This is a genomic window from Pandoraea anhela, from assembly GCF_902459655.1.
GTDB lineage: Bacteria > Pseudomonadota > Gammaproteobacteria > Burkholderiales > Burkholderiaceae > Pandoraea > Pandoraea anhela.
Genome location: NZ_CABPSB010000009.1, coordinates 81,095 through 102,070 on the forward strand (window position 1 = coordinate 81,095; position 20,976 = coordinate 102,070).

At 63.7% G+C, this 20,976-nt stretch carries 18 protein-coding genes; 8 read left to right on the plus strand and 10 right to left on the minus strand.

Annotation, left to right across the window (positions count from 1 at the left end; genetic code table 11):
- Positions 1–105: 105 nt before the first annotated feature.
- The 9 genes from PAN31108_RS14125 to PAN31108_RS14170 all read right to left on the minus strand — a co-directional run bounded on the left by PAN31108_RS14125 (position 106) and on the right by PAN31108_RS14170 (position 10,056).
- A complete protein-coding gene (locus PAN31108_RS14125; protein WP_150669458.1) occupies positions 106–1,851 on the minus strand; it encodes a PhoH family protein in 1,746 nt (581 codons plus the stop codon).
- 309 nt (positions 1,852–2,160) lie between these two features.
- Complete coding sequence (locus tag PAN31108_RS14130; protein ID WP_150669459.1) at positions 2,161–2,622, minus strand: peroxiredoxin; 462 nt, start codon at positions 2,620–2,622, stop codon at positions 2,161–2,163.
- A 101-nt stretch (positions 2,623–2,723) separates the two neighbouring features.
- Positions 2,724–3,629 carry a polysaccharide deacetylase family protein gene (locus PAN31108_RS14135; protein WP_150669460.1) on the minus strand — a complete coding sequence of 302 codons (906 nt, stop codon included), beginning with the start codon at positions 3,627–3,629 and terminating at the stop codon, positions 2,724–2,726.
- Between the two features lie 239 nt (positions 3,630–3,868).
- Positions 3,869–4,918: a bifunctional UDP-4-keto-pentose/UDP-xylose synthase gene (locus tag PAN31108_RS14140; RefSeq protein WP_150669461.1), complete on the minus strand. Its 1,050-nt coding sequence runs from the start codon at positions 4,916–4,918 to the stop codon at positions 3,869–3,871.
- Between the two features lie 202 nt (positions 4,919–5,120).
- Positions 5,121–6,167 carry a glycosyltransferase gene (locus PAN31108_RS14150; protein ID WP_246183956.1) on the minus strand — a complete coding sequence of 349 codons (1,047 nt, stop codon included), beginning with the start codon at positions 6,165–6,167 and terminating at the stop codon, positions 5,121–5,123.
- Positions 6,164–7,330: a DegT/DnrJ/EryC1/StrS family aminotransferase gene (locus PAN31108_RS14155; protein ID WP_150669462.1), complete on the minus strand. Its 1,167-nt coding sequence runs from the start codon at positions 7,328–7,330 to the stop codon at positions 6,164–6,166. The genes PAN31108_RS14150 and PAN31108_RS14155 overlap by 4 nt, the downstream gene beginning before the upstream one ends.
- Positions 7,331–7,462: 132 nt before the next feature.
- A complete protein-coding gene (locus PAN31108_RS14160) occupies positions 7,463–7,834 on the minus strand; it encodes an SMR family transporter (RefSeq protein ID WP_150669463.1) in 372 nt (123 codons plus the stop codon).
- Between the two features lie 57 nt (positions 7,835–7,891).
- Positions 7,892–9,670 (minus strand): ArnT family glycosyltransferase, encoded by a 1,779-nt coding sequence (locus tag PAN31108_RS14165; protein ID WP_150669464.1) that lies wholly within the window; start codon positions 9,668–9,670, stop codon positions 7,892–7,894.
- The gene (locus PAN31108_RS14170) at positions 9,667–10,056 is read right to left on the minus strand and encodes an Mth938-like domain-containing protein (protein ID WP_150669465.1); all 390 of its coding nucleotides are present in this window, start codon (positions 10,054–10,056) and stop codon (positions 9,667–9,669) included. Before PAN31108_RS14170 ends, PAN31108_RS14165 begins: the two co-directional genes overlap by 4 nt.
- Positions 10,057–10,348: 292 nt before the next feature.
- Between PAN31108_RS14170 and PAN31108_RS14175 the strand changes: the two genes are divergently transcribed.
- The 6 genes from PAN31108_RS14175 (at position 10,349) to moaE (ending at position 16,547) form a co-directional block, all read left to right on the plus strand.
- Positions 10,349–11,575 (plus strand): pyridoxal phosphate-dependent aminotransferase, encoded by a 1,227-nt coding sequence (locus PAN31108_RS14175; RefSeq protein ID WP_150669466.1) that lies wholly within the window; start codon positions 10,349–10,351, stop codon positions 11,573–11,575.
- A 37-nt stretch (positions 11,576–11,612) separates the two neighbouring features.
- A complete protein-coding gene (locus PAN31108_RS14180; protein ID WP_150669467.1) occupies positions 11,613–12,923 on the plus strand; it encodes a homoserine dehydrogenase in 1,311 nt (436 codons plus the stop codon).
- A 56-nt stretch (positions 12,924–12,979) separates the two neighbouring features.
- Positions 12,980–14,446, plus strand: coding sequence for a threonine synthase (gene thrC / locus PAN31108_RS14185; protein ID WP_150669468.1), 1,467 nt, complete (start codon positions 12,980–12,982; stop codon positions 14,444–14,446).
- 65 nt (positions 14,447–14,511) lie between these two features.
- Positions 14,512–15,723, plus strand: a complete 1,212-nt coding sequence (locus PAN31108_RS14190; protein ID WP_150669469.1) for a molybdopterin molybdotransferase MoeA — start codon at positions 14,512–14,514, stop codon at positions 15,721–15,723.
- 47 nt (positions 15,724–15,770) lie between these two features.
- The gene (moaD, locus tag PAN31108_RS14195) at positions 15,771–16,031 is read left to right on the plus strand and encodes a molybdopterin converting factor subunit 1 (RefSeq protein ID WP_150669470.1); all 261 of its coding nucleotides are present in this window, start codon (positions 15,771–15,773) and stop codon (positions 16,029–16,031) included.
- A gap of 51 nt (positions 16,032–16,082) precedes the next feature.
- The gene (moaE, locus tag PAN31108_RS14200; RefSeq protein WP_150669471.1) at positions 16,083–16,547 is read left to right on the plus strand and encodes a molybdopterin synthase catalytic subunit MoaE; all 465 of its coding nucleotides are present in this window, start codon (positions 16,083–16,085) and stop codon (positions 16,545–16,547) included.
- 21 nt (positions 16,548–16,568) lie between these two features.
- Here moaE and PAN31108_RS14205 read toward each other — a convergent pair whose 3' ends face one another.
- On the minus strand, positions 16,569–17,087 hold the full coding sequence (locus tag PAN31108_RS14205; protein ID WP_246183957.1) for a group III truncated hemoglobin: 519 nt from the start codon (positions 17,085–17,087) through the stop codon (positions 16,569–16,571).
- Positions 17,088–17,382: 295 nt separating this feature from the next.
- Here PAN31108_RS14205 and clpB point away from each other — a divergent pair, with 295 nt between their 5' ends.
- On the plus strand, positions 17,383–20,010 hold the full coding sequence (gene clpB, locus PAN31108_RS14210; RefSeq protein ID WP_150669472.1) for an ATP-dependent chaperone ClpB: 2,628 nt from the start codon (positions 17,383–17,385) through the stop codon (positions 20,008–20,010).
- Between the two features lie 408 nt (positions 20,011–20,418).
- Positions 20,419–20,907 (plus strand): DUF2306 domain-containing protein, encoded by a 489-nt coding sequence (locus tag PAN31108_RS14215; protein WP_150669473.1) that lies wholly within the window; start codon positions 20,419–20,421, stop codon positions 20,905–20,907.
- Positions 20,908–20,976 lie beyond the last annotated feature (69 nt).

A 20,976-nucleotide genomic window follows, 5' to 3' on the forward strand; every position in this document is an offset into this window, starting at 1 on the left:
CGGCGGCAACGCGGGACGTCGCGATGGGGCGCGTCATCCATGAAAACGGCGCCCGAAGGCGCCGCTTTGCCGTGCATCGATCCCCCTCGACGGGGCAGACAGACGTCAGAGAATTTCCGCTGCGTAATCCGCGAGACGTGAGCGTTCGCCGCGCGCGAGCGTGACGTGTCCGCTGTGTCCCCAGCCCTTGAAGCGATCCACCACGTAGGTGAGGCCCGAGCTGCCTTCGGTGAGGTACGGCGTGTCGATCTGGGCGATGTTGCCAAGACAGATCAGCTTGGTGCCGGGACCGGCGCGCGTGACGAGCGTCTTCATCTGCTTCGGCGTCAGGTTCTGCGCCTCGTCGATGATGACGAACTTATTCACGAACGTACGGCCGCGCATGAAGTTCATGCTCTTGACCTTGAGTCGCGAGCGAATCAGTTCCTGCGTGGCTGCACGCCCCCACTCGCCGGCAGAGTCGTCGGTTTTTTGCAGCACTTCGAGGTTGTCGTCGAATGCGCCCATCCACGGTTGCATCTTCTCTTCCTCGGTCCCCGGCAGGAAGCCGATATCTTCACCGACGGGCACGGTCGCGCGCGTGATGATGATCTCGTTGTAGCGCTTCTCGTCGAGCGTTTGCGCCAGACCGGCGGCGAGCGCCAGCAGGGTCTTGCCGGTGCCGGCCTGACCGAGCAGCGTGATGAAGTCCACTTCGGGGTTCATCAGCAGGTTCAGCGCGAAGTTCTGCTCGCGGTTGCGTGCCGTAATGCCCCACACGTTGTTCTTGTGATGGCCGTAGTCACGCAGCGTTTGCAGCAGCGCCGTCTTGCCGTTGATTTCCCGAACCTGCGCGTAGAACGGCGCCTCACCGTTGTTCGTCTCCAGATAGACGAACTGATTGATGAGGAAGCTCGCGCACAGCGGCCCGGTGATGCGGTAGAAGGTGGTGCCGGTGCGGTTGTCCTGCCAGCTCTCCATGCCCTTGCCGTGCTTCGTCCAGAAGTCCGGCGGCAGGGTCATGACACCCGAGTAGAGCAGATCGCTGTCCTCGAGCACCTTGTCGTTGAAGTAGTCTTCCGCAGGCAGGCCGAGCGCATGCGCCTTGACGCGCATGTTGATGTCCTTGGACACCAGCACGACCTGACGATCGCGGAATTTGTCCTGCAACGCACGCACGACGCCCAGAATCTGGTTGTCGGCCTTGCCCTGCGGCAGACCTTCGAGCGGCGGGACATCGGGCAGATCGGTCTGGAAATACAGACGCCCGGTGGCATCCTTGTTGCCGAGTCGTGACAGCGGAATGCCCTCGGCCATCGACTTGGTGCCGCTTTCCGCCACCAGCCCGTCGAGCGTGCGGCTCACCTGACGCGCATTGCGCGCCACTTCCGACATGCCCTTCTTGTGATTGTCGAGCTCTTCCAACGTCATCATGGGCAGATAGACGTCGTGCTCTTCGAAACGGAACAGGCTGCTCGGGTCGTGCATGAGCACGTTCGTGTCGAGTACGAAGAGCTTGGCCGGCTCCTGATCCTTGCCGCGTGTGCGTTTCGAACCCGATCCGGTCGACGTCGACTTCACGGCCTTGAGCGACGCGCCTGCGCCGGTCGAGTCGGCCTGAGGCGGCGACTGGGGCGAGCGTGCGGCGGGCGATGGCTGTGCCGCAGTCTGCGTCGCCGGAGCGGTTTTGGGGACGACCTTCAATTCGGTCGCGCTGGCAGCACCGGCTGCACCGGACGTCTCGCCCAGTGCATGTTGTTCAGACGAGGGAATCGGTTTCTTGGCCTCCGTGCGCGAAGGTTTGAGGCGAGTGGGGAATTGTTCCGGGGCAAGCAGCGAGCCCGGTTTGGTCGGCGCCGATGGCAATGGCATAGATTTCCCGTTCAAGAAAACACAACACTACTCGGCCGGGACAAACGGCAATACATCACGTCCCGGCAACAAAAAAGCCGCCTGCCCGGACGCACCGGAGAGGCGGCTTGGCTGAAGGCGCCGCCGTGGCGACGCCTGCAATAGTCTCGTTCAATGCGCTTGATCATTACGGCCGACTATAACGTCTCTTGCCGTGCTTGTATAGCGTCGGATGCCCTCACCGACAGTCTCAGCGGCCCCTGCGCAACACCGGACCGGATAGCGCTCGCGGCCGCCCGCCGAAGCGGGGGGGGGGCGCGATGCCCCGGATCAGAGCCCCTGCACCGCAGCCAGCACTTCCGAGACGTGCTCGGGCACCCGCACCCCGCGCCATTCCTTGCGCAGGACACCCTTGGCGTCGATCAGGAATGTACTGCGCTCGATCCCGAGATGTTCCTTGCCATACAGCTTTTTCAGCTTGATGACACCGAACAGCTTGCACACCGCTTCGTCGCCATCCGAAATCAGCGGGAAGGGAAGCGCCAGCTTGTTCTTGAAATTCTCATGCGAGCGCAGGCTGTCGCGCGACACGCCGACGATCTGCGCACCGGCCGCCTGAAACTGGTCGTAGCTGTCGCGGAAGTTCATGCCTTCCGTGGTGCAGCCCGGCGTGTTGTCCTTCGGGTAAAAGTAGATCACCACCTTCTGGCCGCGATGCGCCTTGAGCGAAAAATCGCCGCCGGTGGCCGGTGCGGTGAAATCGGGCACGGGGGTGTCGATGGCTACCGTCACTATGGTCTCCTTGGGTGGCCTTGCCAGGCCGGTTCGGGAAAAGATTGTCGAATACGTGTACTGCGGAATCGAATCGGGTGGGCCGGCCGGATGCGCCGAGGTCAGGCCGCAGCCTGTCCTTCGAGAATCAAGTCGCCGGAGCGGCCGGGAATCTCGCCCCACACGACCGGATGCGCGGGCAGTGCGGCCAGATCCAGCGTTTCATAATACTGGCCCATCGTGATCAGTTCATGGCCCTGACGACGCCATCCGGCCAGCAACTGGCGGAATAGCGGCGCGAGCTTCTGCCCCTCAAGTTCCGCGTGAAGCGTGAACACGTGATCTTGCGCCGGATCGCGGGTCAGAGCAAGCAGGTGTTCGGCCACGCCGTGAATGTCGCGACCGTCGATGCCGAGCAATTCGTCGACGGTAGGCAATGTCGTCGGCATCTGCACGTGTTTCAGACGCACGCCGTCCACGATCGGGTAGTGCGGTGCCGTGCCGCGTCCGTCCGACGAGTACTTCATACCCCAGGCATCGATTTGACGGAACGCATGCGGGTTCATCTGCCAGCCGGCGGCGCCGTGCGTGAGCGGGGGCGCACCGAAGATCTGGGCGAAGCGGGCATGAGCCTGCGACATCTGGCGTTGCGTCCAGGCGGCGTCGCGCGTGCGTACGTTGTCCTGCCAGTAGGTGTGGTCCCACGTGTGGATGCCGGTCTCGTGCCCTGCGCTTTGCACGGTGCGCATGACATCGGCGGCACGTTTGCCGATGTCCGGACCGGGCAGCAGGGTGCCGTACATGAGCGTCTTGAAGCCGTAGTGCTCCACGACCGATGTGCGCGAAACCTTCTTCAGAAAGCCCGGGCGAAAGACGCGTTTGAGCGCCCATCCGGTGTGGTCCGGTCCGAGACTGAACAGGAACGTTGCCTGTGCCGCGTGCTCGGCCAGTGCGGCAAGCAGGTTGGGAACGCCTTCGCGCGTACCGCGCAGGGTGTCGACGTCGATCTTCAGGACAATCTTGGCCATAGCCGCCCTTGAGGAGTAGTGCATCGAGGATACCGCCCGTATGGCGCGCGATGTCTCGAATGTCGAATCAGATGACCAACCCCGCTGCCCGACCCCGGAAAGATTCCAAAACGGAGCGGGCGTGGAGTCAAAGTGAAGTCAAAAACGCCCGATGCGCCTGGGGCGCATCGGGCGTGTCGTGCGAGGTTCGGGCGTAGCCACCGTCGCGAAGCGTGGCATGCCGGAACGGAGCGCTCGCGTTATTCGCCTTCGACCAGACGGCGAGCTTCGGCGACGTGGCCGCGATACGCCTCGAAAATCTTGCGCAGTGCGTCGTCCATCGACGTGGTCGGCTTCCAGTCCAGTTCCTGCATGGTGTTGTCGATCTTCGGCACGCGGTTCTGCACGTCCTGATAGCCGTTGCCGTAGTATGCGCCCGACGACGTTTCGACCAGTTGCACCTTCTTCGCCGTCTCGGCGTATTCCGGGAACTCGCTTGCCAGCTTGAGCATCATGTTGGCGAGCTCGCGCACCGAGAAGTTGTTCGTCGGGTTGCCGATGTTGTAAATCTTGCCGCTGGCGACGTTGTTCTTGTTGTCGATGATGCGGACCAGTGCGTCGATACCGTCGTCGATGTCGGTAAAGGCGCGCTTCTGGTGGCCGCCGTCGACCAGGCTGATGTTCTCGCCGCGAGCAATGTGGCCGAGGAACTGCGTGACCACGCGCGACGAACCTTCCTTCGGCGTGTAGATCGAGTCGAGACCGGCGCCGATCCAGTTGAACGGACGGAACAGCGAGAAGTTCAGGCCCTCCTGCATGCCGTAACCCCAGATCACGCGATCCATGAGCTGCTTCGAGCAGGCGTAGATCCAGCGCGGCTTGTTGATCGGGCCGTAGATCAGCGGCGAGTTTTCCGGATCGAATTCACCGTCGGTGCACATGCCGTAGACCTCGGAGGTCGACGGGAACACCAGGTGCTTGCCGTATTTCACGGCCGAGCGCACGATCGGCAGGTTCGCTTCGAAGTCGAGCTCGAACACGCGCAGCGGGGCCTTCACATAGGTGGCCGGCGTGGCGATGGCGACGAGCGGGAGGATCACGTCGCACTTGCGAATGTGGTACTCGACCCATTCCTTGTTGATCGTGATATCGCCTTCGAAGAAGTGCATGCGCTCGTGGTTGACCAGATCGCCAAGGCGATCGGTGAGCATGTCCATGCCATAAACTTCCCAGTCGGTCGTCTCCAGGATGCGCTTCGACAGATGGTGGCCGATGAACCCGTTGACACCGAGAATCAGGACTTTTTTCATATTACGGTCAGTGATTGAGCTGGGAAAACTGTTCCGGCGCGACAGGCTTGCCGTCCAGCGTTAGTTCATGAATGACGATGGCATTTGCGTCGCCGCAAATGCCGAGGAGCGCATTATCCACTACTTACCGGCCGCAGGGCAAACCGGCCGGGGCGGGCGTGTCGCACGCCCGCCCACGACCTTCCGGCGGCCCTGCCGTGCCTCACGAGGTGGGCGACCCGAGTTCGGTGGCGCCGGTGCTCCGCGTGGCGCTATGCCCGCCGCCTGCCGCCCTATCGCCCTCGCCACCCTGGCCGTCGCTGGCGTGACCGGCGGACTGGGCTTCGAGCACGGCTTGCACGAGATATCGCGGACGCTGGCGAACCTGCTGATAGATGCGGCCGATGTACTCGCCGAGCAGGCCCATACCGAACAGGATCACGCCGAGCAGGCAGAACGTCACGGCGAACAGGGTGAATACGCCCTGAACTTCCGAGCCGAACAGAAAGCGTCGTGCAATCAGGACGATGAACAGCACGCCCGAAGCGGCCGACAGCGTAATGCCGATGCCGGAGAGCCATTGGAGCGGCACGACCGAAAAGCCGGTGACGAGGTCGAAATTCAGACGAATCAGCGAGTAAAGCGAGTATTTCGACTCGCCCGCGAAGCGTTCTTCGTGCGCGACGTCCACTTCCGTCGGATTTTGCGCGAACGTGTACGCCAACGCCGGGATGAACGTGTTGATTTCGCGGCACTGGTTGACCGTATCGACGATGTGACGGCTGTAGCCGCGCAGCATGCAGCCCTGATCGGTCATGCGGATGCGCGTAATGCGTTCGCGCAGCCGGTTCATGGCGCGCGAGGCGTTACGGCGGAACCACGTGTCCTGACGGTTCATACGCACGGTGCCCACGTAATCGTGACCGGCGGCCAGTTGCGCCACGAGTTTGCCGATTTCTTCCGGCGGATTCTGAAGGTCGGCGTCGAGCGTGATGACCCATTCGCCGCGCGTATGCTCGAAGCCCGCGAGGATAGCCATATGCTGGCCGTAGTTACCGTTGAACAGCACGACGCGCGTCACGTCGGGGCGCACGCGATATTGCTCGGCCAGCATGGCGGCCGAACGGTCCCGGCTGCCATCGTTGACGAACACGACTTCATAGGTCACGCCCAGCTTGTCGAGCGCCGGGTATAGCCGGTCGAAGAGGGCGTTGAGGCCAGCCTCTTCGTTGTAAACCGGGATGACGATAGAGAGTTGTGGTCGATTCATTTTTGGTGATCAGCGCAAATAGCATTCACGGCTTCGCAGACGCGCGCAACGTCGGCATCCGTCATGGCGGGGAACAGCGGCAGCGTCAGGATCGCGCGGCCCAGGCGTTCCGTATGCGGGAACTGGCCTTCCTTGAAGCCCAACGCCCGGTACATTGTAAACAGGTGGATGGCCGGGTAGTGGACGCCGCTGCCGATGCCGCGCGCTTTCAGTTGCTCCATGAAGCCCGCACGGTCGATGGTCAGGCGCTCCAGCGGCAGTTCGATCTGGAACATGTGCCAGTTCGAATTGGTGAAATCGGCGTGCGGCAGGCCGACGCCCAGCTTCACGGCGACACCCCCGGCGAGCGTGTCGAAATACCGACGCGCCAGTTCCGTGCGACGGGCGTTGAACGCCGCCAGATGCGGCAACTGCCCGAGGCCCACGCGCGCGGCCACGTCGGTGAGGTTGTATTTGCCGCCCAGCACGTCTACGTCCATGCCGTCGAGCCCGAAACGGGTTACGCCTTGCAGGCGGTACTTCTCCGCCAGCCGCGCTTCGTCGTCGGTATTGAACACCAGCGCGCCGCCCTCGATGGAGGTCAGATTCTTGTTGGGGTGGAAGCTGAACGACACGAGGTCGCCGAACGAGCCGATACGCTTGCCGTTCCAGCCCGATCCCATGGCCTGTGCGGCGTCTTCGACCACGCGCAGGCCATGACGGCGCGCAATGTCGTAGAGCCGGTCCATGTCCACCGGCAGGCCGGCGAGATAAACGGGGATGATGGCCTTCGTTTTGGGCGTGATCGCCTTTTCCAGCAACGCGAGGTCGATGTTGCGCGTGGCAGGATCGACGTCGACGAATACCGGCGTCGCACCCACTTCCAGAATGACGTTGGACGTCGCGACCCACGATAGCGGCGTGGTAATGACTTCGTCGCCGGCTTGCACGCCCGCGATGCGCAGACCGATTTCGAGGGTTGCCGTGCCCGAATTGAAGACGCGCACCGGTCGTCCGCCGAAATATTCGGACAGCGCCTTCTCGAAGGCCTGGACTTGCGGGCCCGACGTGATCCAGCCCGAGCGCAGCACTTCGGACACGCCGTCGATGGTTGCATCGTCGAGGGTAGGGCGCGTGAACGGCAGGAACGGTTGATTCGGTTGGGAGGTTGCCGAGTCGCTCATGATGTATGACTAAGCCTCAAAGTAGCTCGAATATGCATGGGAACTGCATTGGAATTGCATGGGAAGCGCCGGCCCCCGGAACCGCGGGGATCGGAGGGCGGCGCTTGCTGCGATGTCGCCTGGCGCGTGGATTCAGCTGCGCGCCAGGATATAAACCCCAACAAGAATGATGCCGATGGCCACGATCCGCTGCACCGAGAGCGTCTCGCCGAACAGATACCAGGCGGCGAACGCATTCACGACATACCCCAGCGACAGCATTGGATAGGCGATCGAGACTTCGACCCGCGAAAGCGCCAGAATCCAGACGACCACGCTGATGGCATAGCAGACCAGCCCGCCCATGATCGGCAATTGCGTGGCAAGTTTGATGCCGATCGGCACGATGTTGGCGCGCGTGAATTCGAGTGCGCCGATGGTGTTGGCGCCCGCCTTGAGCAACAACTGGGCGCACGCGTTGAGCAGCACGCCCGTGAGAATAAGTGAAAACGTCGCGAGATTCATGGAACGTTTGTGAATAATTATGGATACCGCCAATCGACCGTTACCGGTCTGAGCGCGTTATTTTACGTTGTCTTCGGGCCATGGTTTCGAGATCACGACCCGGCGGGCGTCGCGCGCAATGATGCGCATCGGCAGATGTTGCGCTTCGAGCTTGTCGAACGTATCGGGATCGACCAGCGCGAGTGCCTTCGGATCGGCGCGCCAGCGCGCATAGAAGGCGTCGAGCGTCGGCAGCCACTTCTGCGGCTCCTGTTTCACCCCGAATTCCAGTTCGTCCGGGTGCTGCACCATGATCATCGTGTGCCCGAGGTAGTAGGGCATCGTATGGTCGAGCACATTCACCGAATAGAACGGCACATCGGGCCCGAGTCGCTGCATCTCCGCCTTGACGGCGGGCACGAGCAGCACGCCCGTGCTCTGACGGCCGAACACTTCGTGCCCCATGCCGCCGATCGTCACCAACAGCAGCATGCCGCCGGCGAACGTGAGCAGGGCGCGGCGCGCACTGTGTCGGGCGAGGCGCCACGCAACGAGCGTGCCGATCAGTCCCGCGCCGATGGCAAAGTACAGCCAGACCTGGAACGCCTTGTACAACTCGTTCGGATTGCGCACGCTGCCCGCCCGTCCGGCGAAGATGGCGACCATGACCAGCGCGGCGATCAGGAAGACCGCGTAGCCGGCCATGTGCAAGCGCACGGTGTCGGCACGCATTTGCGCCAGATAGAGGCCGAACAGCAGCGCCATTGCCGGGGCGATCGGCAGCAGGTAAGAAATCAGTTTCGAGTGCGACGCGCTGAAAAACACGAAGATGAAAACCGACCATACCCACAGCATGACGGCCGGCGCAAAGCCGTTGGGCTGACGCGGCATGCGCCACGTGGCGCGCACGGTGCCCGGCAGCACGGACAGCCACGGCAGGAAGCCGACCACGAACACCGGCACGAAGTACCAGGGCGCGCCGTCGCGGTTATGGCCTTCCATTGCAAAGCGTCGGAAATGCTCGTTGATGAAGAAGAAGTCGAAGAACTCGGGGTTGCGCATCTGCACGAGCACGAACCATGGTGCCGCAATCGCGAAGAAGACGATCAGGCCGCTGCCCAGATAGAGGCGGCGCCACAGCGCCCAGTCTCGGGTGACGAGCGTATAGAGCACGAGCACGGCGCCCGGCAGCACGATGCCGACGAGTCCCTTGCTCAATACGGCGAGCGCCATCGCGGCCCAGCACAGCCACATCCAGCCGCGCACGGCGGCGCGTCCGAGGCCGGGGCGTTGCGCCAATAGCAGGGCGCACAGCGACAGTCCCATGAAGAACGACAGGCCCATGTCGAGCACGTTGAAGTGCCCGAGCAGCGACCACAGCGGCGCGGCGGCCAGCGCGGCGGCCGCGAACAGGCCGACGCGGGCGTTGAACACGCGTCGCCCGGTGAAGCCGACCACGAGCACGCCGGCAAAGCCCGTCAGGGCCGTCCAGAGCCGCGCCTGCCATTCGCCCAGGCCGAAGGCCGCGAAGGTGAGCGCGTTCATCCAGGTTTGCAGGGGCGGCTTTTCGAAGTACTTGTAGCCGTTGTAGCGCGGGGTGATCCAGTCGCCGGTCGTCCACATCTCGCGCGCCATCTCGGCGTAACGGCCTTCGTCGCTCGCGATCAGATGACGGTAGTCGAGCACGCCGAACCACACGAGCGCAAACGCCACGAGCAGCAGCCAGAAGGCGGCGGGCGAGAGCGGGTAGCGCGCGGCGGCAGTGCCGGCGGGGCCGGCGGCGGCAGAGGGAAAGTGCGCGGACGGCGCGAGAGGGTCGGCGGCCGACGGGCCGGAGGCGAGCGGGCGGCGGCTCACTCCGCCGCCTCGGTTTCGATGAGCAGGGCGAGGACGACGCGGCGACCTTCGCTCATCAGGATGTTGTACGTGCGGCAGGCGGCTTGCGTGTCCATCGAGTCGACGCCGATGCGCTGGCTGGTCAGCGCCGTCGTCAGACGCGGATGTGCGAAGCGCAGCCGGGCGCCGCTGCCGAAGATCACGACTTCGGGGGCCAAGGCGCGCAGCGTGTCGAAATGGGTGGCGTCCAGCGTGTCGAAGCGCGACACCGGCCAGGGCGTGACTTCGCCTTCCGGCGCAATGATCACGCTTTGGTCGTACCGGATCTTGTTGACCTCGACATAGCCCGGGCCGTAGCCGGTGACCGTGTTCAAAGCTGCTTGCGACGGGTCTTGATGCAGTTTCACTTTCGGAGATTCCCTACCCAGTGGTTACCCAGTGGTGGCTGAGTGTCGGCAGATCGCCATGGATGTCGTGCACTGACGGACTCACTAACGGGCGGGCATCTTGCCTTGCGTGCCGCAAACCGTCAATGATGCATTGCCGAACTCTGTCATAATTGGCTAAATTATAGCTTTTTGCCGTACGCAGCACGGCAAAACCGTTGCAGCGCGGCATTTTCACTTCATTCCGCACGCGACTTCAGCTGATTGCCGGCCCGTCCGGACCTCTGCGCCGCTCGTCAAGACCACAACCGCCGTGAAACCGATCCTCAAATCGCAGAAATTGCAGAATGTCTGCTACGACATTCGTGGGCCCGTGCTCGACCATGCCAAGCGCATGGAAGACGAAGGCCATCGCATCATCAAGCTGAACATCGGCAATCTGGCGCCGTTCGGTTTCGAGCCGCCTGACGAGATCGTTCAGGACATGATTCGCAACTTGCCGAATTCGGCGGGTTACTCGGATTCCCGGGGCGTGTTCGCGGCGCGCAAGGCGATCATGCACTACTACCAGCAAAAGCGCATCAAAGACGTTCAGCTCGACGACATCTACCTCGGCAACGGGGCGTCCGAGCTGATCGTGATGGCCATGCAGGCGCTGCTCAACGACGGCGACGAAGTGCTCGTGCCTGCCCCCGACTACCCGCTCTGGACGGCGGCGGTCAGCCTGTCCGGCGGCACGCCGGTGCATTACGTCTGCGACGAGCAGGCCGACTGGCAGCCCGATCTGGCGGACATCCGCAAGAAGATCACGCCCAACACGCGCGCGATCGTCATCATCAACCCGAACAACCCGACCGGCGCGCTCTACTCGGACGAACTCCTGAAAGATATCGTCGCGCTCGCGCGCGAGCACAAGCTCATCATTTATGCCGACGAGATCTACGACAAGATCGTGTACGACGGCGAGGAGCATACGTCGATCGGCTCGTTGTCCGAAGACGTGCTCACGATTACCTTCAACGGCCTGTCCAAAAGCTACCGCGCGTGCGGCTACCGCGCGGGCTGGATGGTCGTGTCGGGCGACAAGCGTCCGGCGCGCGACTATATCGAAGGGCTGAACATCCTCGCCTCGATGCGGCTGTGCCCGAACGTGCCCGGCCAGTACGCCATTCAGACGGCGCTGGGCGGCTATCAGAGCATTAAGGACCTGATCGTGCCGGGCGGGCGTCTGTACGAGCAGCGCGAGATGGCGTTCAACATGCTCACCGCCATTCCCGGGGTGACGTGCGTGAAGCCGAAGGCGGCGCTCTATCTGTTCCCGCGTCTGGATCCGGCGGTGTACCCCATTGCCAACGATCAGGACTTCATCCTCCAGTTGCTGCTCGAAGAAAAGGTCCTGCTGGTGCAGGGCAGCGGCTTCAACTGGATGCATCCCGACCATTTCCGCGTAGTGTTCCTGCCTCACGAGGGCGACCTGGAAGACGCCATCAGTCGCATTGCCCGCTTCCTTGACGGTTATCGCCGTCGCCACGGCAAGTGATGCGCGCCAACCGATTTCGACTTTTGAGTAAAACTGCATGAAACCGATCAAATTGGGCCTGCTCGGCCTCGGCACGGTAGGCTACGGCGCCTTCCAGGTACTGGCTCGTAACCAGGAAGAAATTCAACGTCGCGCCGGCCGGGGGATCGAGATTACGAAGGTCGCGGTTCGTAACGTCGAACGCGCGAGGGGCCTCGTGGGCCACGCCGCAGTCGTCACCGGCGATCCGTTCGAGGTCGTGAACGACCCGGCTATCGATGTCGTGGTCGAGACCATCGGCGGCTACGATCTCACCAAGGAACTGGTCCTCAAGGCGATCGAGAACGGCAAGCACGTAGTCACCGCCAACAAGGCGCTGCTGGCCGTGTACGGCAACGAGATCTTCGCCGCCGCGCGCAAGGCCAACGTGATGGTCGCGTTCGAAGCCGCCGTGGCGGGCGGTATTCCGATCATCAAGGCGCTGCGCGAGGGCCTGACGGCCAACCGCATTCAGTGGATCGCCGGCATCATCAACGGCACCACCAACTTCATTTTGTCGGAGATGCGCGACAAGGGCATCGACTTCGATGTGGCGCTCGCCGACGCGCAGCGTCTGGGGTACGCGGAAGCCGATCCGACGTTCGACATCGAGGGTGTCGACGCCGCCCACAAGCTCACGCTCATGAGCGCCATCGCATTCGGCGTGCCGGTGCAGTTCGACCGCGCTTACGTCGAAGGCATCACCAAGCTGTCGGCGCTCGACATCAAGTACGCGGAAGAACTCGGCTATCGCATCAAGCTGCTGGGTATCACGCGCCGCGCGCAAGCCGGTATCGAACTGCGTGTGCACCCGACGCTCATTCCTGCCAAGCGCCTCATCGCCAACGTGGAAGGCGCCATGAACGCCGTGCTGGTGCAGGGCGACGCCGTGGGCGCCACGCTTTACTACGGCAAGGGCGCGGGCGCCGAGCCGACCGCCTCGGCCGTGGTGGCCGATATCGTGGACGTCACGCGTTTGCAGACGGCCGATCCGGAGCATCGCGTGCCGCATCTGGCGTTCCAGCACGACTCGCTCTCGGACACCCCGGTGCTGCCCATCGACGAAGTCACCACGAGCTACTACCTGCGTCTGCGCGTGGTCGACCGCGCCGGCGTGATGGCGGAGCTCACGCGCATTCTGGCCGATCTGGATATTTCCATCGACGCGTTGCTGCAGAAGGAATCGCGCGAAGGCGAGCACCAGACCGACATCATCATCCTGACGCACCAGACGCTGGAAAAGCACATCAACGCGGCGATCGGAAAGATCGAGGCGATGGACACGGTGCTCTCGAAGGTCACGCGCATTCGTATGGAAGCGCTCAGCTGAGGCAAGCCGGATTCGGCGCCGACTCGCAAGAACCGATACGACAGGACACGATCTCCATGAAATACATCTCTACGCGCGGTGCGGGCCTGACATCAGGCGAACCGCAATCGTTCTCCAGCATTCTGCTCGGCGGCCTGGCCCCGGACGGCGGTCTGTATCTGCCGACGCAATACCCGCAGGTGACGGCCGACGAGCTGCGCGCCTGGCGCCAGTTGTCGTATGCCGAGCTGGCCGCACAGGTGCTGGCGAAGTTTGCGGGCGACATTCCGGCGGAAGTGCTCGCCGATCTGACGAAGCGCACGTACACCGCCGAGGTGTACCGCAATGTGCGTCCCGGTGAGGACGCGGCGGACATCACGCCGCTGCTGCCGCTGGGCGTCGAGAACGACACGCAGCTCTCGCTGCTGGCGCTCTCGAACGGCCCGACGCTGGCGTTCAAGGACATGGCCATGCAGTTGCTCGGCAACCTGTTCGAGTACGCCCTGGCGCAGCACGGCGACGCGCTCAACATTCTTGGGGCCACGTCCGGCGACACCGGTAGCGCGGCCGAGTACGCCATGCGCGGCAAGGAAGGCATTCGCGTGTTCATGCTCTCGCCGGCGGGCAAGATGAGCGCCTTCCAGACCGCGCAGATGTACAGCCTGCAAGACCCGAACATCTTCAATCTTGCAGTCGAAGGCGTGTTCGACGACGCCCAGGACATCGTCAAGGCAGTCTCGAACGATCACGCTTACAAGGCGCGCTACAAGATCGGCACGGTCAACTCGATCAACTGGGCGCGCGTCGTGGCGCAGGTCGTGTACTACTTCAAGGGCTATTTCGCGGCCACGGGCGGCAAGGCCGGGCAGGACGGCGAAGTGTCGTTCACCGTGCCCTCGGGCAACTTCGGCAACGTTTGCGCCGGCCACATCGCGCGCATGATGGGCCTGCCGATCCGCAAGCTGGTGGTGGCGACCAACGAAAACGACGTGCTCGACGAGTTTTTCCGCACCGGCCGCTACCGCGTGCGCAAGTCGGCGGAAACGTTCCACACGAGCAGCCCGAGCATGGATATCTCGAAGGCATCGAACTTCGAGCGTTTCCTGTTCGACCTGCTGGGGCGCGACGCGACCGCCACGGCCGAACTGCTCACGAAGGTCGAGCGCGAGGGCGGCTTCGATCTGTCGGGCAGCGAGGCGTTCGGCCGCGTGGCGAAGTTCGGTTTCGTCTCGGGACGCAGCACGCACGCGGACCGTCTGGCGACGATTCAGGACGTAGCCAAGCGTTACGATGTGGTCATCGATACGCACACGGCCGACGGTGTGAAGGTGGCGCGCGAAGCCCTCGAACCGGGCGTGCCGATGGTCGTGCTGGAGACGGCGCAACCGGCGAAGTTTGCCGAAACGATCCGCGAGGCGCTGCATCGCGAGCCGCCGCGTCCGGCCGGTTTCGAGCGGCTCGAATCGCTGCCGCAGCGTTTCGATACCGTGCCGAACGACGCCGAGCGCGTGAAAGCCTACATCGCGGAGCACACCGGCCTGTGAGCCGTCGTTCCATGAATCGGGCGCTGTTCTACTGACCGCACCCCTATGACTTCCGGGCCATTCGCATGCTGAGTACTCAAGAAGCTCTCGACGCCGTGTTGGCGGCGGCGCGTCCGCTCGATTCGTACGAGACGGTCGACACGCTCGCGGCCAATGGCCGGGTGCTGGCCGCAGACGTCGTCGCCACGCTCGACGTCCCTCCCATGGACACGAGTGCGATGGACGGCTACGCCGTGCGTCTGGCCGATCTGCAGGGCATGGAGACGGTGCTGCCGGTATCTCAGCGCATTCCCGCCGGGCATACGCCGGCGCCGCTCGCCAGCGGTACGGCGGCGCGCATCTTCACCGGTGCACCGATGCCGCCGGGCGCCGACGCCGTCGTCATGCAGGAGCAATGCGAAGCGCGCGACGATGGCTCGGTGATCGTTCGTCATACGCCGGTCGCCGGCGAGTTCGTCAACCGCCAGGGGGCCGATATTCGCCGCGACAGCGTGGTGCTGGCCGCCGGCACGCGGCTGCGTGCGCCGGCGCTGGGGCTGGCGGCGTCCGTGGGCATCGCGAAGCTTCGGGTCGCCCGGCGTTTGCGCGTCGCCGTGTTCTTCACCGGTGACGAACTGACGATGCCCGGCGAGACGTTGCGCCCGGGCAGCATCTACAACTCCAACCGTTTCGTGTTGCGCAGCCTGCTGGAGAATCTGGGGTGCGAGATGACCGATTACGGCATCGTCCCGGACAATCTGGCGGCCACGCGCGCGATTCTGCGCGACGCGGCGCGCGGCAACGACCTGATCATCACCTCGGGCGGCGTGTCGGTCGGCGAGGAGGATCACGTCAAGCCGGCGGTGGAAGCCGAAGGCCGTCTCAATCTCTGGCAGATCGCGCTCAAGCCGGGCAAACCGCTGGCTTACGGCGAGGTGAACCGGACCGACGGCGAGACGGCGCATTTCATCGGGCTGCCGGGAAACCCCGTGTCGAGCTTCGTGACGTTCCTGCTGTTCGTGCGCCCGTTCGTCCTGCGTTTGCAAGGGGTGACGGATGTGACGCCGCGCCGCATCGCGATGCGCGCCGATTTCACGCAGAAGAAGGCGGACCGTCGTAACGAGTTCGTGCGCGCACGCCTCAACGATCAAGGCGGTCTCGACGCCTTCCCGAACCAAAGCTCGGCGGTGCTGACGTCGACGGTCTGGGGCGACGGCCTCATCGACAACCCGCCCGAGCATCGTATCGAAGCGGGGCAGACGGTGGCGTTCCTGCCGTTCTCCGACCTTCTATATTGAGAGACAGGGGTGTCACCCTCACGCTCGGGTGGCGCACCGGACAGACTATGCAGATCGATCTTCGCTTTTTCGCCAGTGTCCGCGAGGCGCTGAATGTCGCTGAAGAGCATGTGGATACCGTGCCCGCCGGGATTGCCACGGTGGGAGACGTGCGCGAATGGCTATGCACGCGTGGGCCGGTCTGGGCCGAGACGCTCGGGCCGCAGCGCCCGCTGCGCATGGCGCTGAACCATACGATGGTGCCTGCGTCGACCCGTCTGACCGAAGGCTGCGAAGTGGCGTTCTTTCCGCCGGTCACGGGCGGCTGAGCGGCCTGCGCCGCTGACGTCCGCAAGCGACAGACAAGGAAACGAGACAACATGCCGATTCGTGTACAAACCCAAGATTTCGACTTGTCGGACGAAGTGCGACGCCTGCGCGCGAACGACCTGCGCGTGGGGGCCGTCGCGACCTTCGTAGGCACCGTGCGCGACCTGAACGACGGCAAGGACGTTTCGCGCATGACGCTCGAGCACTACCCGGGCATGACGGAAAAGGCGTTGGAGACGATCGTCATGCAGGCGCGCGAGCGCTGGCGCCTGTTCGATGCACTGGTGATTCACCGGTACGGCGAACTGGGCCCCGGCGATCAGATCGTGCTGGTGGCTGTCACGTCGGCGCATCGGGGCGATGCGTTCGCAGCGTGCGAGTTCATCATGGACTTCCTCAAGACCGAGGCGCCGTTCTGGAAGAAGGAATCCACACCCCAGGGCGAGCGCTGGGTCGACGCCCGCGAGACCGATACTGCGGCGCGTGAGCGCTGGGGGCGCGGCGAGACGTCCTGACACGGGCCTTTGTGCCGAAGTTCACTCATGCGGCCGCGATGGCCGTCGCTGCTTGATACGGTCGAGCAGCGCCCGTTGCGCCGGCGGCAGCGTGTATTCCCATCCGAACAGGTTCAGTTGCAGGCTTTCCGCGATGCGGATCGCCGGTTCCGCGAAGGCAAAGGCGGCCTGCGGCTCGAAGAGATTGTCGAGCGTGTCGAAGAAAAGGGCGAGCCAGCGGCTGAAGTGTTCGCCGCTGAGGTGCCCGAAGGGCTGATGCGCCTGCGTCACATTGCCGCGGTAACGTTTGGCGCCGAGCACGATGCTGGACCAGAACGCCACCATTTTTTCCAGATGCATGTCCCAACGGCCTTCGAGCGCTTGCCGGAACACCGGGCCGAGCAGGTCGTCGTCGCGGATACGGCCGTAGAACGTGTGTACGAGCAGGCGCACCGCGTCTTCGTCGATTCTCGCGAGGGGTGTCTCAGGCCAGTCGACCAGGGCGGAATCGATCGAATCGGGGCGGGTTGGGTGGGCGCTTGGCGAGGGGCGGGTGGGCATGTCGGCGGGCAACCGAGGCCGCAATGACGGGATTCCGGGCTTTCCGGCGTCGGAGCGACGCATGGTGCGGCGTGATGAAAATCGCTATTATGAGCTTCAAACCCGGGCGTGTCCTGCGGTTATCCCAACGCCCCCAGGTGTCGCCCACCCCCTCGTAGCAAGCGCTGACAGCAAGCTCTGACGCCGGCCCGGCCGGTGTTGCGCGAAATGTCAAATGTCGCGCTGTAATGCCCCTTGAAACCACAGGGGATTGTCCGCACATCCGATCCAGAAAGACTTCTTACCGGAGCACTAGATGCGACAAGACAAATTCACCACGCAGTTCCTGGAAGCGCTGGCTGATGCCCAAAGCATGGCAGTCGGTCGCGACCAGCAATATATCGAACCGCTGCACCTCCTCGCCGCGCTGATCGCCCAACCCGAGGGTGCGGCGCGCTCGCTGCTGCAACGCGCAGGCGTGCAGGTGCAACCGCTGGCGCACGACATCGAGACGGCGATTGCGAAGCTGCCGCAGGTGCAGGGCACCGACGGCAACGTGCAGGTCGGCCGCGAACTCGCGGGCCTGCTCAATCAAGCCGACAAGGAAGCGCAGAAGCATGGCGACAGCTACATCGCCAGCGAAATGTTCCTGCTCGCCCTTGCCGACGACAAGGGCGATACGGGCAAGCTCGCCCGCGCTCGCGGCCTGACCCGTAAAGCGCTGGAAGCCGCCATCGAAGGCGTGCGCGGTGGCGCTTCCGTCGATAGTCAGGATGCCGAAAGTCAGCGCGAAGCCCTCAAGAAATACACGCTCGACCTGACCGAGCGTGCCGCCGCAGGCAAGCTCGATCCCGTGATCGGTCGCGACGACGAAATTCGTCGCACGATTCAGATCCTGCAACGCCGTACGAAGAACAACCCGGTACTCATCGGTGAGCCGGGCGTGGGCAAGACCGCCATTGTGGAAGGTCTCGCGCAGCGTATCGTCAACGGCGAAGTGCCGGAATCGCTCAAGAACAAGCGCGTGCTTGCACTCGACATGGCCGGGTTGCTGGCCGGTGCGAAGTTCCGCGGCGAATTCGAAGAGCGCCTGAAGAGCGTGCTGAGCGATATCGCCAAGGACGAAGGCCGAACGATCCTGTTCATCGACGAAATCCATACGATGGTCGGGGCGGGCAAGGCCGAAGGTGCGATGGACGCGGGCAACATGCTCAAGCCGGCCCTTGCGCGCGGCGAGCTGCATTGCATCGGCGCGACGACGCTGGACGAGTATCGCAAGTACATCGAGAAAGACGCGGCCCTGGAGCGCCGTTTCCAGAAGGTGCTCGTCGAAGAGCCCAGCGTGGAGGCGACCATCGCCATTCTGCGCGGCTTGCAGGAGAAGTACGAACTGCACCACGGCGTGGAGATCACCGACCCGGCGATCGTGGCGGCGGCGGAACTCAGCCAGCGCTACATCACCGATCGCTTCCTGCCGGACAAGGCCATCGACCTGATCGATGAGGCGGCGTCGAAGATCAAGATGGAAATCGACTCGAAGCCGGAAGTGATGGACAAGCTTGATCGTCGTCTCATCCAGTTGAAGATCGAGCGCGAAGCCGTCAAGAAGGAAACGGACGAAGCATCGCAGAAGCGTCTGGCGCTGATCGAGGAAGAAATTTCCCGTCTGGAGCGCGAGTACGCCGATCTCGAGGAAGTGTGGACAGCCGAGAAGGCCGCCGTCCAGGGGAGTGCGCAGGTCAAGGAAGAGATCGATCGTGTGCGTGCCGAGATTGCGAAGCTGCAACGCGAAGGCAAGCTCGACAAGGTCGCCGAGTTGCAATACGGCAAGCTGCCGCAACTCGAAGCGCAGTTGAAGGATGCCGACGCCGCCGAGGCGGCGGGCCAGCAATCGCAGCCGCGTCTGTTGCGCACCCAGGTGGGTACGGAAGAGATCGCCGAAGTCGTCTCGCGCGCCACGGGCATTCCCGTGTCGAAGATGATGCAGGGCGAGCGAGAGAAGCTGCTCAATATGGAAGCGAAGCTCCACGAGCGGGTGGTCGGGCAGGACGAGGCGATTACTGCCGTGGCCGACGCCATCCGTCGTTCGCGCGCCGGGTTGTCGGATCCGAACCGTCCGTATGGTTCGTTCCTGTTCCTCGGGCCGACCGGCGTGGGCAAGACCGAGCTGTGCAAGGCGCTCGCGATGTTCCTGTTCGACTCGGAAGATCACCTCATCCGCATCGACATGAGCGAGTTCATGGAGAAGCACAGCGTGGCGCGTCTGATCGGTGCGCCGCCGGGCTACGTCGGTTATGAGGAGGGCGGTTATCTCACCGAGGCCGTGCGTCGCAAGCCGTACAGCGTGATCTTGCTCGACGAAGTCGAGAAGGCGCACCCGGATGTGTTCAACGTGCTGCTGCAAGTGCTGGACGATGGTCGGATGACCGACGGCCAGGGGCGCACCGTGGACTTCAAGAACACGGTGATCGTGATGACGTCGAACCTCGGGTCGTCGATGATTCAGTCGATGGTCGGCGAGCCGCAGGAACGGATCAAGGACGCCGTGTGGACGGAGATCAAGGACCACTTCCGCCCCGAGTTCCTGAACCGGATCGACGAAGTCGTGGTGTTCCACGGCCTCGACCAGAAGCACATCGAGTCGATCGCCACGATCCAGATCGAGATTCTGCGTCGGCGTCTGGCGAAGCTCGACATGAACCTCGAAGTCACCGACGCGGCGCTCACGCATGTGGCGCGCGAGGGCTTCGACCCGGTGTTCGGGGCGCGTCCGCTCAAGCGGGCGATCCAGCAGGAGATCGAGAACCCGGTCGCCAAGCTGGTCCTCGCCGGCAAGTTCGGGCCGAAGGACACGATCCCGGTCGATTGGCGCAACGGACGCTTCACCTTCGAGGGCGAGTCCGCCGCACAGGTGAGCAAGGCGACCGAGGCCGCCGCCGAATAAGCCTGACAGGCTGAACGGCCGAATCATCCCCGCGTTTCGCAAGGAGCGCGGGGATTTTTTTCATCGGCGTCGGCGTCGGCCTTGGCAGGGCAGCATTTCATCGCATTTCAGGACGGTTCGAGACGCCGGGTGACGTTGGGTGTCACGTATGGAGCGTTTTGGGACGCCGCTTCAGGCGCGGCATCGCTATGTCACAATCCTCGGCGAAAATTCGCGACCGCCGCGATTGGGCGGAGATTGGGCGGAGATTGGGCAGAGATTTGGCGGAGATTGGGCGGTGATTGGGCCGCGACCGCTCGCGCCGTGCGGCGACCGTCTGCGGCTCGCACCGACCGTTCGTCGCACGCGGCGTGCTTCCCGGACGCCGGATTTTTATCGTGATGCCAGGAACGACGAGACGAGGGCATCATGACGACGATGGTGGGTGTGCATCTGGGCGCTGCGTTAGCGGCGGTGATCGTGGGCGGTGGCGTCCTGTGGGCGCGCAAGGGTACCGCGAGGCACCGGTGGTTCGGCCGGCTTTGGGCCGCCGCGATGGTGGCGACGGCAGCGACGAGCTTCGGCATTCGCGAATTGGGGAAGGGACATCTCTCCTGGCTCCACGCGCTTTCGGCTTACGTACTGGTGAGTCTCGTGCTCGCCGTGCTGGCGATTCGGCGGGGCAACGTGCGGGCGCACCGCAGGCAGATGGCAGGCCTGTACGCAGGGCTCGTCATCGCCGGCGTGGCAGCTGTCGCAATGCCGGGAAGGACGCTCGGTATTGCGATGGCGAAGATGTGGCAACATGGCACGCCGTCGGGAACGTCCGACGCGAGTCGTACGGCGCGGGATTTGGATTCCCGCGACGGCAGGCATGGCGGGAACGGAGAGAGGAGCGACAAGCAGGCAGGTGCATGACAACCAACGCATAGACCAGTACCCAGGCAAAGCGCCGCGCCTGGCGCGCCGCCGTCCGGGCCGAGCCGG

Bases quoted from the DNA above. Each gene is read 5' to 3' on its own strand.
- PAN31108_RS14125 (WP_150669458.1), bottom strand. From the start codon at position 1,851: ATGCCATTGCCATCGGCGCCGACCAAACCGGGCTCGCTGCTTGCCCCG.
- PAN31108_RS14135 (WP_150669460.1), bottom strand. From the start codon at position 3,629: ATGGCCAAGATTGTCCTGAAGATCGACGTCGACACCCTGCGCGGTACG.
- PAN31108_RS14140 (WP_150669461.1), bottom strand. From the start codon at position 4,918: ATGAAAAAAGTCCTGATTCTCGGTGTCAACGGGTTCATCGGCCACCAT.
- PAN31108_RS14150 (WP_246183956.1), bottom strand. From the start codon at position 6,167: ATGAATCGACCACAACTCTCTATCGTCATCCCGGTTTACAACGAAGAG.
- PAN31108_RS14155 (WP_150669462.1), bottom strand. From the start codon at position 7,330: ATGAGCGACTCGGCAACCTCCCAACCGAATCAACCGTTCCTGCCGTTC.
- PAN31108_RS14160 (WP_150669463.1), bottom strand. From the start codon at position 7,834: ATGAATCTCGCGACGTTTTCACTTATTCTCACGGGCGTGCTGCTCAAC.
- PAN31108_RS14180 (WP_150669467.1), top strand. From the start codon at position 11,613: ATGAAACCGATCAAATTGGGCCTGCTCGGCCTCGGCACGGTAGGCTAC.
- thrC (WP_150669468.1), top strand. From the start codon at position 12,980: ATGAAATACATCTCTACGCGCGGTGCGGGCCTGACATCAGGCGAACCG.
- PAN31108_RS14190 (WP_150669469.1), top strand. From the start codon at position 14,512: ATGCTGAGTACTCAAGAAGCTCTCGACGCCGTGTTGGCGGCGGCGCGT.
- moaD (WP_150669470.1), top strand. From the start codon at position 15,771: ATGCAGATCGATCTTCGCTTTTTCGCCAGTGTCCGCGAGGCGCTGAAT.
- moaE (WP_150669471.1), top strand. From the start codon at position 16,083: ATGCCGATTCGTGTACAAACCCAAGATTTCGACTTGTCGGACGAAGTG.
- PAN31108_RS14205 (WP_246183957.1), bottom strand. From the start codon at position 17,087: ATGCCCACCCGCCCCTCGCCAAGCGCCCACCCAACCCGCCCCGATTCG.
- clpB (WP_150669472.1), top strand. From the start codon at position 17,383: ATGCGACAAGACAAATTCACCACGCAGTTCCTGGAAGCGCTGGCTGAT.
- PAN31108_RS14215 (WP_150669473.1), top strand. From the start codon at position 20,419: ATGACGACGATGGTGGGTGTGCATCTGGGCGCTGCGTTAGCGGCGGTG.